Source organism: Pseudogulbenkiania sp. NH8B, assembly GCF_000283535.1.
Lineage (GTDB): Bacteria > Pseudomonadota > Gammaproteobacteria > Burkholderiales > Chromobacteriaceae > Pseudogulbenkiania > Pseudogulbenkiania ferrooxidans.
This window is the reverse complement of record NC_016002.1, coordinates 1249972-1262378: the sequence shown is the minus strand read 5'-3', so window position 1 is coordinate 1262378 and position 12407 is coordinate 1249972. Positions and strand designations below refer to the sequence as shown.

Genomic DNA, 12407 nt, shown 5'->3' with positions numbered 1-12407 from the left:
GATGAACAGGAGTCGTCATGAGCTCGATCGCATTGGAAATGATGGGCATCGGCAAGCGCTTCGGCGCCAACAAGGCGCTGGACCAGGTCCGGCTCACCGCCTACCGCCACGAGGTGCTGGCGCTGATGGGCGAGAACGGCGCCGGCAAGAGCACGCTGATGAAGATTCTGTCCGGCGTCTACCAGCCGGACGAGGGCGAAATCCGGCTGGACGGCAAGCCGGTGCGCATCGCCTCGCCCGCCGACGCGCGCGCCGCCGGCATCAACCTGATCTACCAGGAACTGGCGGTCGCGCCCAACCTCACCGTGGCCGAGAACATCTTCATGGGCGCCGAGCCGCGCGCCCGCTTCGGCCGCATCGATCACGACGCCATGAACCGCCGCGCCGAGGAAGTGCTGGCACGGCTGGGCGCGCGCTTTTCGGCCACCACCCCGGCGCACCGCCTGGGCATCGCCGACCAGCAGCAGGTGGAGATCGCCCGCGCCCTGATCCACGACAGCCGCGTGCTGATCCTGGACGAGCCCACCGCCGCGCTGTCCGACCGCGAAAGCGAGCGGCTGTTCGAGGTGATCCACCAGCTGCGCGACGACGGCATCGCGCTGATCTACATCAGCCACCGCATGGAAGAGGTCAACCGCCTGGCCGACCGCATCGCCGTGCTGCGCGACGGCAGCTACGTCGGCAGCATGACGCGCGCCGAGAGCACGCCGCAGAAGGTGGTGCAGATGATGGTCGGGCGGCCGCTCGACGACTTCTACCAGCACAAGAGCGAGGTCGGCGCCGGCCCGGTGCGGCTCGAGGTGCAGGACCTGGGCAGCCACCGGGTGCGCCCGGCCTCGCTCAAGGTGCGCGCCGGCGAGGTGCTGGGGCTGGCCGGGCTGGTCGGCGCCGGGCGCACCGAGCTCGCGCGCCTGATCTTCGGCGCCGACGCCAGGACCAGCGGGCGCATCCTGCTCGACGGGCGCGAGGTGTCCATCCGCGAGCCGCTCGACGCCATTCGCCTCGGCATCGGCTACCTGCCGGAAGACCGCAAAGGCCAGGGCCTGTTCCTGCAGCTCTCGGCCACCGCCAACACCACCATGAACGTGCTGGGGCGCCACGCGCGCGCCGGCGTGCTCGACCACCCGGCGCTGAAAAAGCTGACGCAGCAGGCCATCGACCGGCTTGCGGTCAAGGTGTCCGGCACCGAGGGCATCGTCGGCGGGCTGTCCGGCGGCAACCAGCAGAAGCTGCTCCTGGCGCGCTGGCTGGCGATCAAGCCCAAGGTGCTGATCCTCGACGAGCCCACGCGCGGCGTCGACATCGGCGCCAAGGTGGAGATCTACCGCATCGTCCACGAGCTGGCGGCGCAGGGCGTGGCGGTGATCTGCATCTCCAGCGAGCTGCCCGAAGTGATCGGGCTGTGCCACCGCGTGCTGGTGATGCGCGAAGGCAGCCTCGCCGGCGAACTCGCGGGCGAGGCCGTGACCCAGGAAGCCATCATGACGCTCGCCACCCACGAGGCGGCCTGACACACAAGACACATCAAGGAGACAAGCGATGACTACTTCGAGCCCGAATTCCCCGGCCGGCCTGCTCGCCGCGCCGAAACCGGCCGGCTTCAGCCTGGGCCGGCTCTACAGCAAGGTCGGCATGCTGCCGGTACTGGTCGTGCTGTACGCCGCCTTCTATCTGCTCACGCTGCACTTCAGCGAGGACGGCAGCACCAACTTCATCACGGTGGACAACAGCCTCAACATCCTGCGCCAGACCTCGATCAACCTGGTGCTGGCCTCGGGCATGACCTTCGTCATCCTCACCGCCGGCATCGACCTCTCGGTGGGCTCGATGCTGGCGGTGGCGGCGGTGCTGGGCATGCTCACCTCGCTGCCCGGCCACGCTCCGCTGCTGGCCCTGCCCGCCTTCATCGTGGCCGGCCTGGCGATGGGCGTGCTCAACGGCTCGATGGTGGCCATGCTCGGCATCAACCCCTTCGTGGTGACGCTGGGCACCATGACCGCGCTGCGTGGCGCGGCCTACCTGTTCGCCGACGGCACCACGGTGCTCAACAGCGACATCCCGAGCTTCGAGTGGATCGGCAACGGCAGCCTGTTCGCCATCCCCTGGCTGGTCTGGCTCGCCGCCGCCGTAGTGGTGGCCTCGTGGTTCGTTCTCAAGCGCACCGTGCTCGGCCTGCACATCTACGCCGTGGGCGGCAACCCGCAGGCGGCGCGGCTCACCGGCATCAAGGTGAAGCGGGTGCTGCTGTTCGTGTATTCGATCAGCGGCCTGTTCGCGGGTCTCGCCGGCGCCATGTCGGCGAGCCGCCTGTACGGCGCCAACGGCAACTGGGGCACCGGCTACGAGCTCGACGCCATCGCCGCCGTGGTGCTGGGCGGCACCAGCCTGATGGGCGGGGTCGGCTCGATCTGGGGCACCGTGGTCGGCGCGCTGATCATCGGCGTGATGAACAACGGCCTGACCATCCTCGGCGTCTCGTCGTTCTGGCAGTACGTGGCCAAGGGCGCAGTGATCGTGCTGGCGGTGATGCTGGACAAGTGGCGCCAGAAACAAAGCGGCCTCAACTGATTCGATGTGGAGTAAGAATATGACGAAGCCACTGCCCCGCGTGGTCGTGTTCGGTGAGGCGCTCACCGACTTTCTGCAAACCGCCCCCGGCGTCTGGGCGAGCCGCGTCGGCGGCGCCTGCTGGAACGTGGCGCGCGCCGTCGCCGCCCTGGGCGTGCCAGCGGCCTTCGCCGGCGCGGTGAGCGAGGACGACCTGGGCGACGAGTTGGCCGAAGCGACCCTGGCCATCGGGCTCGACCCGCGCTTTCTGCAGCGCGCCGCCAAGCCGCCGTTCCTGGCGCTGGTGCCGTCGCAGCATCCGCCGCGCTACTTCTTCGCCGGCGGCGATTCGGCCGACCTGGCGTTCGACCCCGCGCGCCTGCCGCCGGGCTGGCTGGAGGCGGCCGAGGTGGTCCACTTCGGCTCCATCAGCCTGGCGCGCACGCCGCTGGCGGGCCGGCTGCTGGACGTCGCCCGCGCCGCGCGCGCCGCCGGCAAGCGCATCACCTTCGACCCCAACTGGCGCAACCTGATGGACGACGCTTACCGCGCCACCTTCGAGGAAATGATCCGCCTCGCCAGCGACGTCAAGGTGTCCGACGAAGACCTGGCGCAGCTGCTGCCCGAGTGCAGCACCGAGGCCGCGCTCGCCACCCTGCTCGAGTGGAACCCCACGCTGCACATCCTCTACACCGAGGGCGCCCAGGGCCTGCGCCTGCTCACCGCGCAGCAGGCGACGCACCAGCCGGCCGTCAAGGTGACGGTGGCCGATACCGTCGGCGCCGGCGACGCCAGCCTGGCGGGCTGGATCGTGGCGACGCTGGATGAGCCCGCCACGGCGGACGCGCTGCCCTTCGCTGCCGCCACGGCGGCCGCCGCCTGCCAGCGCGCCGGCGCGCACCCGCCCAGCCGCGCCGAAGTGGACGCGCTGTTGAGCCGACGCGAGGCGCCGCACGCCTCGCCCCATCCCGACCTAGCCCTGTGAGAACCGCCATGTACGCTGCGATCGCCTCCGATCTCGACGGCACCCTGCTGGATGCCCGCGAGACCATCACGCCGTTCACCGCCGCCACCCTGCGCGCCGCCGCCGCGCGCGGCGTGCACCTGATCATCGCCACCGGCCGCCACGTGCTCGACGTGCGGGGCCTGATCGACGGACTGGAACTGCCGATCAGCCTGATCACCTCGAACGGCGCGCGCGTGCACGGCAGTGACGGCGCCCTGCTCCACGCCGACGACCTCGCTGCCGAGCACGTGCGCGCGCTGCTGCAGCCGGAACTGGCGCACGGCACCCGGCTGAGCCTGTACCTGGACGAAGGCGGGCTGTGCTGCCTGCACGACGGCTACGTCCACCGCGACGCCGAGACCGGCTTTTCCAAGCAGTGCGACGACCTGTCGCAGCATCCCGGCCACGGCGTGGCCAAGCTGATGTACACCGCGCCGCCAGCGCGCCTGGCCGAGATCGAGGCGGCGATCCGCCAGCGTTTCGGCAGCGCGCTGGCGCTGACCTACTCGCGCCCCGACTACCTGGAAGTGATGGCCCCCGGCGTCAGCAAGGGCCGCGCGCTGACGCGCCTGCTGGCGCGCCTGGGCGTGGCGCCGGAGCGCTGCGCCGCGTTCGGCGACGGCCTCAACGACGTCGAGATGCTGCAAAGCGTCGGCCACCCGTTCCGCATGGCCAACGCCAACCCGCGCCTGTCCGCCTTGCTGCCCGAGGTGGCCGAGGCCGGCCACCACGACGAGGCCGGCGTGGCACGCCAGATCAGCCTGGCGCTGGGGCTGGCCATCCCGGAAGTGTGAGCGCCCCACTGACCGAATGGCCGCAAAGAGCCTGTTCGTCAGTCCGGCAAAGAAGAACCTGTTCACGATCTCGCGAGCTAGAGCGAGACAAGGCAAAAACGGCTGAGGAAGCGGAGTTTACAAGCGGTAAATGAGCATTCCGAAGACGGTTTTAACGCCGTATCGCCGAAGCGCAGCAGCTCGTAAACAGGTTCGAAGAAACGACGGGTGAGAACCCATCGTAAGCAGTGCCTTTTCTAATAAGAGCAGAGGAGAAAGATGAAAACCAAAACCATGAACGTGAAAAACGTCGCGCTGGTTTCTGCCGTGCTGTCGCTGTTTTCCGGCGCCGCTCTGGCGGACGTCAGCATCATCGGCAAGATGGAAGCCGGCGTGCAACGCAAGAGCAACGTCGACGGCACCCATGTCAACGGCGTCAAGGACTTCGGTTCCGAAATCGACTTCGTCGGCAGCGAGGACCTCGGCGACGGCCTCAAGGCCATCTGGCAGATGAACAACAACGTGCACCTCGACGGCGGCCAGGCCGGCGATACCTTCGCGTCCGGCGACACCTTCGTCGGCCTGTCGGGCGGCTTCGGCGCGGTCAAGCTGGGACACGGTATCGACGCCTACGGCGAGGGTTACTGGAAGGCCAACTTCTTCGACCTGGGCGACCACGGTCCGGACCGCGGCGTCGGCGGCGTGCTGGGGCTGAGCGACGCCGGCAACTCGAAAGGCGCGGTCAAGTACGAGACGCCCAAGTTCGGCCAGTTCAACGCCGCCGCCAGTTGGGCGGCCGGCGAGAAGGGCTCGGGCAGCGCCGCCGGCAACGCCTGGGCGCTGGGCGCCAACTTCGAAGGCGCCAGTTACGGCCTGCACGCCGGCTACCAGCGCCAGGACCTGGCCAACAACGCCTCGGCCCCTTACGTCAACGTCGGCCATGCCGACGATTGGGTGGCGGCCGGCAAGGTCACTCCGCTGCAGGGGCTGACGCTGGCGGCGGAATACAACCACTCCCGGCTCTCGGCCACCACGCCGGGGGCGCTCACCGGCAGCAGCACGTCCTTCGTGGTGCCGGCCGATCCGGTCGCCATGAAGAGCCTGATGCTGCTGGCCGAGTACAAGCCGGATCGTCTGGCGCTACGCGCTTCGGTGCTGCGCACCGACAACTACCAGTACGTCAGCGACAAACGCCGCAACGAGTTCGTGCTGGGCACCAGCTACGACCTGTCCAAGCGCACCGCCCTGCTGGCGGAATACCTGCGCAGCAAGGTCAGCAGCGATGACCGCGCCAGCAGCGAGTTGGTGATCGGCCTGCACCACGGCTTCTAAAACTGCGAAAACCCGGGGCGGCGCAAGCGCCGGCCCGGGTTGTCAGACCCTGTTTATCCGACTCGTGTCGAAACGTCCAAATTCAAGGAGCGTACCGTGAGCAAGCTCACCCAACTGCCGGCCTGGCGCACCCTGTGGAACCACTTTTCGCGCGCGCGCGACTGGCACATGCGCGAGCTGTTCGCCGCCGATCCCGAGCGCGCCGAACGCTACTGGCTGCAAGCCGAAGGGCTGACGCTCGACTACTCCAAGAACCGCATCAGCGACCAGACCCTGACCCTGCTGTTGCAGTTGGCCGAAGAAGCCGGCCTGCCGGAGCAGATCGAGGCCATGTTCCACGGCGACAAGATCAACGTCACCGAGAGCCGCGCGGTGCTGCACGTGGCGCTGCGCAACCGCGCCGACACCCCGATCCTGGTCGACGGCGAAGACGTCATGCCCAAGGTCAACCGTGTGCTGGAACGCATGGGGCGCTTCGCCCACGCCGTGCGCTCCGGCGAGTGGCTGGGCTACACGCGCCAGCCGATCACCGACATCGTCAACATCGGCATCGGCGGCTCCGACCTCGGCCCGCTCATGGTATGCCAGGCGCTGCGCCCGTACGCGCATCCGCGCATGAACATGCACTTCGTCTCCAACGTCGACAGCTCGCAGCTCAAGGAGACGCTCAAGCGCGTCCACCCCGAGACCACGCTGTTCGTGATCGAGTCGAAGACCTTCACCACGCAGGAAACCCTGACCAACGCGCTGACCGCACGCGAATGGTTCGTCTCCCGCGCGCGCGACGAGAAGGCGGTGGCCAAGCACTTCGTCGCGGTCTCCACCAACAAGCAGGCGGTGGCCGAGTTCGGCATCGACCCGGCCAATATGTTCGAATTCTGGGACTGGGTGGGCGGCCGTTTCAGCCTGTGGTCGGCGATCGGCCTGCCGATCATGCTCTACCTCGGCGAAGAGAGCTTCCTCGAGCTGCTGGAAGGCGCGCACGGCATGGACCAGCATTTCCGCAACGCGCCGCTGGCAGCCAATATGCCGGTGATCCTGGCGCTGATCGGCATCTGGTACATCAATTTCTATGGCGGCGGCAGCCACGTCATCGCCCCCTACGACCAGTACCTGCACCGCCTGCCGGCCTTCATCCAGCAGCTCGACATGGAGTCCAACGGCAAGCAGACCCTGCGCGACGGCCAGCCGGTCGATTTCGAAACCGCGCCGATCATCTGGGGCGAGACCGGCATCAACGGCCAGCACGCCTTCTTCCAGCTGCTGCACCAGGGCACACACACCTCGCCGATCGACCTGATCGCCTCGCTGGAGAACTGCAGCTCGCTGCCCGGCCACCACGAGATTCTGCTCGCCAACCTGTTCGCCCAGGCCGAGGCCTTCATGCGCGGCAAGACCGCCGACGAGGTACGCGCCGAACTGACGGCGCAGGGGCTCGCGGGCGAGGCGCTGGAAAAGCTGGTGCCGCACAAGGTGTTCGGCGGCAACCGCCCGACCAACACCCTGCTGATGAGCCGGCTCGACCCGCGCCACCTGGGCGCGCTGATCGCGCTCTACGAGCACAAGATCTTCGTGCAGGGCGCGATCTGGGGCATCAACAGTTTCGACCAGTGGGGGGTGGAACTGGGCAAGCAGCTCGCCAAGACCATCCACGCCGAACTGTCCGGCAAGTGCGGCCCGGCCCAGCACGACAGCTCGACCGCCAAGCTGATCGCCTTCTACCGCCAGGTCAACGGCGCCGAGCCGGCCCCTGCCCCGGCGCCGGTGAAGCCTAGCCAGACGCAGCCGCAGGAAGCCTGAGCCGCCATCAGCCAACAAAAAAGCCCGTCCTCACGACGGGCTTTTTGCTTGGGTTTCACTCCAGCGCCAGTTCGGCCAGCGGCTGGCCGAGATAGTCCGCCAGCACCGCGACGATCAACGCATGGTCTTCGCGCTGCGGCAGGCCGGACACGGTGACGGCGCCGATGCAGCCGCTGCCCGTCAGGCGCAACGGGAAGCTGCCGCCGTGCGCGGCGTAGTCGCGCATGGCAAGACCCAGCTTGGTTTCCAGCGTCTGGCCATCGCGCTGCAGCGCGAGCCCCACGGAGTAGGAGCTCTTGTGCGTCAGCTCGACCAGCTTGCGCTTGCGCCGCGCCCAGTCGGCGTTGAGCGGCGTCGTCCCCGCCATCGCGTGCAAGAAGACGGTCTCGCCGGCGAGGCGGATCTCAAGCGCCAGCGCCGCTCCGCGCGCCTCGGCGGCGGCCTTCAGGCGGCAGCCCAGCGCCCAGGCGCTGGCATGGTCGAAATGGGTAAACTGCAGCCGCCGTTCCTGCAGGGCGATGCGGGCGAGATCGGCGTCGATGTCGGACCGGCTCATGCGACGCCCCCCACGCTGGCGAACGGCACTTCCCTCCCCTCGGCGGCGCTCCGGCAGCCGGCCTCGATCACGCGCATCACGGCGATGGCGTCGGCGGCCGGCACCGGGTTGGCCGCACCGAGCTTTATCGCGTCGCGCAAGGCGGCGTAATAAGCTGGGTAGTCGCCGAGCCGCGTCGGCACACGCTCGTGGCCGGGCTGGCCGTCGTGCCACACCGTGAGGATGCCGTCGCGCTCGTCGCGGCCCCAGTCGGCGGCGGGCGGAAACCGGCCGGCCTTGAGCGCGGCTTCCTGCTCGTCCAGGCCGTGCTTGAGGTAGCTCGCCGCGGTGCCGTGCACGGCGAAACGCGCCCCCGGCTCGGCGGTCAGCGTGCTGGCGTGCAGGATCACTTGCAGCCGCTCGTAGCGCAGCAGGGCGTGGAAGTAGTCGTCCACCTCGGCGCCGTCGCGCAGCGTGGCGCGCGTCAGCGCGATGCCCAAAGGTTGGCCGAACAACTGCAGCGCCTGGTCCACCAGGTGCGGCCCCAGGTCGTACCACAGCCCGGAGCCGGCGCTCGCCGCGCTCTCGCGCCAGCGCTGCGGCACCTCGGGACGGTAGCGGTCGAAGTGCGACTCGAACTGCACCACGCGGCCCAGCCGGCCCTGGTCGAGCAGCGCCTTCAGCGTCAGGAAGTCGGCGTCCCAGCGCCGGTTGTGGAACACCGACAGCACGCGCCCGGTATCCCGCGCCAGGGCCTCCAGCTCGCAGGCCTCGGCCACGGTGACGGTGAACGGCTTGTCCACCACCACGTGCTTGCCCGCCCGCAGCGCGGCGCGCGCCAGCGCATGGTGGGTCTCGTTCGGGGTCGGGATGACGACGAGATCGATGTCGGCACGCGCGAACAACGCCTCGGGCGTGGCTTCAACGTCGAGCGACGGACGCTCGGCGCGCACCTGATCCGGCCGGCGGCTGGCGACGGCGACCAGCTCGAGGCCGGGAGTGGCGGCAATCAGCGGAGCGTGAAAGGTCTTGGCGGCGCTGCCGTAGCCGACCAGGCCGACGCGAAGGGGATGGGGCATGGGCGAGTCCTTGCAAAAACAGAAACCCTGCCGTCTGGGCAGGGTTGCGGAAAACGGCCCTCCAGGCGGGCTTCGGCCAACCTGGAGAGTGGTCTCATACGGCTTAGAGAATGAAGCGCGTATTGATGAAATTACTCTCGTTCGACAGCACGATCGCATCCAGCAGCTTCTTACTCGCCTCGGTCTCCTTCGCCGCCACCATCGAGCGGATCGAGAACGCGCGCAGCGCGTCGTGCACCGACAGCGTGCCCTCCGCCGAATCCTTGCGCCCGGCGAACGGGAACACGTCCGGGCCGCGCTGGCACTGGCAGTTGATGTTGACGCGGCAGACCTGGTTCACCAGCGGGTCGACCAGTTCGGCGATCTGGTGCGGGTTGCTGCCGAACAGACTCACCTGCTGGCCGTAGTCCGAGCTGATCACGTAGTCCAGCGCGTCCTCGATATCCTCGAACGGCGCCACCGGGATCACCGGGCCGAACTGCTCCTCGCGATAGAGCTTCATGCCTTCCTTGACCGGGAACACCACCGCCGGGTGGAACAGCGTCTCGGCCACGCTGCCGCCGCCTTCGTTGATCACGCGTGCGCCCTGGGCCTTGGCGTCCTCGACGCACTCGGTCAGGTAGCGGCACTTTTCCTGGTCCGGCAGCGGCGTCACCATCACGCCCTTCTCCCACGGCATGCCCACCTTGAGCGCGTTGACCGCCTCGCTGAAGCGGCGCAGGAAGGCCTCGGCGATGGACTGGTGCACCAGGATCATCTTGATCGCGGTGCAGCGCTGGCCGTTGAACGACAGCGAACCGGCGATGCATTCCTTCACCGCCAGGTCGAGGTCGGCGTCGGGCAGGATGATGGCGGCGTTCTTGGCGTCGAGCCCCAGCACCGCGCGCAGGCGGTTGGATTTCGGGTGTGCCTTCTTGAGCTGGTCGGCGACGCGGCTGGAGCCGATCAGGGCCAGCACGTTGATCTTGCCGCTGTTCATCAGGTAGGGCACCAGTTCCGAGCCCTTGCCGTAGACGGTGTTGATCACGCCGGCCGGGAAGGCGCTGCGGAACGCCTCCAGCATCGGGTAGTACAGCAGCGTGCCGAACTTCGGCGGCTTCAACAGCACCACGTTGCCCATGATCAAGGCCGGGATCAGCGTGGTGAAGGTCTCGTTCATCGGGTAGTTGTACGGCCCCAGGCACAGCGTGATGCCGAGCGGCGAGCGGCGGATCTGGCCGATGGTGCCGTCGACGATCTGGAAGCGCGAGTTGTCGTTGTCGAGCTTCTTCAGCGCGTCGATGGTGTCCTTGATGTAGACGATGGTGCGGTCGAATTCCTTCTCGGAGTCGGGCAGGCTCTTGCCGATCTCCCACATGATCAGGTTCACGATCTCGCGGCGCTTGGCCAGGATCTGGCGCGTGAATTCCTCGACGCAACCGATGCGCTCGGCCACCGACATGGTCGGCCAGGCGCCGCGGCCGTTGTCGTAGGCGGCCACCGCGGCGGCCAGGGCTTCGTCGGCCTCTTCCTTGCCGGTGACCGGGATGCTGCCGAGCTCGACGCGCGCCAGCTCACCGTTGTCCTGGCGGGTGTAGACCGGCGACAGCACGGCGCGCGTCTCGCCGTGCCACATCTTGAGCTGGCCGTTCACCAGCAGGGTGCGCTGGTGCAGCGGGGCGAGAATCTGGCAGTCAGCCGGAACGGCGCTCTCGGCGGGGAACAGGGCGTGCAGTTGTTCGATGGTGTTCACTCTCGATGTCCTTTGTGTGTGCAGTGTGTGAGAACCTGCTCGTGATCTGTCGCGAGCAGGTTCTGAGCGGTCGGGGCTCAGCCGCGATCCGTCTTCGCGCTTATTCCGGCCAGACCACGCGCAGCAGGTTGGTCGAACCCGGCGTGCCGAACGGGATGCCCGCCACCACGATCAGCGGCCGGCCCGGCTGGTAGTAGCCGGTGTTCTTGGCGGCGGCGCTGGCCTTCTCCACCATGTCCTCGACGTTCTTGGCGTCCTCGGTGGCGTACGAGGTCACCCCCCACAGCAGCGCCAGTTGGCGCGCCACGGTGCGGTTCGGCGTCAGGCTCAGGATCGGCGAGGCCGGGCGTTCATGCGCGACGCGGAAGGCGGTGGCGCCCGAGGTGGTGTAGGTGATGGTGGCGCCCACCGGCAGCACCCCGGCCACACTGTGGATCGCCGCGCCGATGGCGTCGGTGGAGTTGGCCTGGTGGCGCGTGGTCACCGCCTGCATCAGCTGGCGCTGCAACGGGTCGCCCTCGGTGTGGTGGATGATGCGCTGCATCATCGAAACCGCCTCGACCGGGTAGTGGCCGGCGGCGGATTCGGCCGACAGCATCACGGCGTCGACGCCGTCGTACACCGCGGTGGCGACGTCGGAGGCCTCGGCGCGGGTCGGCGCCGGCGCCTTGATCATCGATTCGAGCATCTGGGTGGCGACCACCACCGGCTTGCCGGCCTCGCGGCACAACCGCACGATGCGCTTCTGGATCGACGGCACCTCTTCCGGCGGCAGTTCCACGCCGAGGTCGCCGCGCGCCACCATGATGGCGTCGGCCACCTCGATGATGGCCTCGAGGTTCTGCACCGCCAGCGGCTTCTCGATCTTGGCCATCAGCTTGGCGCGGCCGCCGATCAGCTCGCGCACTTCCAGCACGTCTTCCGGGCGCTGCACGAAGGACAGCGCCACCCAGTCCACCCCCAGTTCCAGGCCGAACTCGAGGTCGCGGCGGTCCTTGATCGACAGCGCCGACACCGCCAGCGCGGCGTCCGGCACGTTGACGCCCTTGCGGTCGGAGATGAGGCCGCCCGCCACCACTTCAGCCTCGATGACATCGGGCGTGACGGACACGACGCGGAAACGCAGGCGGCCGTCGTCGACCAAGAGCTGGTCGCCCGGCGAGACGGCAGAAAAGATTTCGGGGTGAGGCAGGCAGACGCGCTCATGGTTGCCCGGCTCCGGGTTGCGGTCGAAGGCAAAGCGCTGGCCGGCGACGAGTTCGGCCTGGCCGTCGGCGAAGCTCCACACCCGCAGCTTGGGGCCCTGCAGGTCGAGCAGCACGCCGATGGGGCGACCGGCCTGGTGCTCCACCTGGCGGATGGCGGCGAGCCGGGCGGCGTGGTCTTCGTGCGCGCCGTGGCTGAAGTTGAGGCGGAACACGTCGGCACCGGCCTGGTGCAGGGCGGCGATGGTGTCCACAGTGCTGCTGGCCGGGCCCAGCGTGGCGATGATCTTGGTGCCACGGCTCTGGCGTTCGCTACATGTACCCATACTCACTCCTCCTTGTCCTTATGTAGTAGAACTACATTGAAATCGATTTCACATTAACTGTCAACAGACATC

General features: G+C 68.3%; 10 protein-coding genes. 6 read left to right on the top strand and 4 right to left on the bottom strand.

All coding sequences use genetic code 11. The features are described 5' to 3' along the window. Positions 1 to 17: 17 nt before the first annotated feature. From NH8B_RS05980 to pgi, 6 genes are all read left to right on the top strand, one after another. On the top strand, positions 18 to 1511 hold the full coding sequence (locus NH8B_RS05980) for a sugar ABC transporter ATP-binding protein (protein ID WP_014086475.1): 1494 nt from the start codon (positions 18 to 20) through the stop codon (positions 1509 to 1511). Positions 1512 to 1539: 28 nt separating this feature from the next. Then, positions 1540 to 2568 carry an ABC transporter permease subunit gene (locus tag NH8B_RS05975; protein WP_014086474.1) on the top strand — a complete coding sequence of 343 codons (1029 nt, stop codon included), beginning with the start codon at positions 1540 to 1542 and terminating at the stop codon, positions 2566 to 2568. A gap of 19 nt (positions 2569 to 2587) precedes the next feature. After that, positions 2588 to 3532, top strand: a complete 945-nt coding sequence (locus tag NH8B_RS05970) for a carbohydrate kinase family protein (RefSeq protein ID WP_014086473.1) — start codon at positions 2588 to 2590, stop codon at positions 3530 to 3532. 8 nt (positions 3533 to 3540) lie between these two features. Further along, on the top strand, positions 3541 to 4347 hold the full coding sequence (locus NH8B_RS05965; protein ID WP_014086472.1) for a Cof-type HAD-IIB family hydrolase: 807 nt from the start codon (positions 3541 to 3543) through the stop codon (positions 4345 to 4347). 258 nt (positions 4348 to 4605) lie between these two features. Continuing rightward, positions 4606 to 5658, top strand: coding sequence for a porin (locus NH8B_RS05960; protein ID WP_014086471.1), 1053 nt, complete (start codon positions 4606 to 4608; stop codon positions 5656 to 5658). A gap of 96 nt (positions 5659 to 5754) precedes the next feature. Next, positions 5755 to 7458: a glucose-6-phosphate isomerase gene (gene pgi / locus NH8B_RS05955; protein WP_014086470.1), complete on the top strand. Its 1704-nt coding sequence runs from the start codon at positions 5755 to 5757 to the stop codon at positions 7456 to 7458. A 55-nt stretch (positions 7459 to 7513) separates the two neighbouring features. Here pgi and NH8B_RS05950 read toward each other — a convergent pair whose 3' ends face one another. From NH8B_RS05950 to pyk, 4 genes are all read right to left on the bottom strand, one after another. Beyond that, complete coding sequence (locus NH8B_RS05950; protein ID WP_014086469.1) at positions 7514 to 8014, bottom strand: heme-degrading domain-containing protein; 501 nt, start codon at positions 8012 to 8014, stop codon at positions 7514 to 7516. Beyond that, positions 8011 to 9072 (bottom strand): oxidoreductase, encoded by a 1062-nt coding sequence (locus tag NH8B_RS05945; RefSeq protein ID WP_014086468.1) that lies wholly within the window; start codon positions 9070 to 9072, stop codon positions 8011 to 8013. Before NH8B_RS05945 ends, NH8B_RS05950 begins: the two co-directional genes overlap by 4 nt. Positions 9073 to 9175: 103 nt before the next feature. Continuing rightward, on the bottom strand, positions 9176 to 10804 hold the full coding sequence (locus tag NH8B_RS05940) for an NADP-dependent glyceraldehyde-3-phosphate dehydrogenase (protein WP_008955222.1): 1629 nt from the start codon (positions 10802 to 10804) through the stop codon (positions 9176 to 9178). A 100-nt stretch (positions 10805 to 10904) separates the two neighbouring features. Further along, positions 10905 to 12335 carry a pyruvate kinase gene (gene pyk, locus NH8B_RS05935; protein WP_008955223.1) on the bottom strand — a complete coding sequence of 477 codons (1431 nt, stop codon included), beginning with the start codon at positions 12333 to 12335 and terminating at the stop codon, positions 10905 to 10907. Between the last annotated feature and the right edge of the window lie 72 nt (positions 12336 to 12407).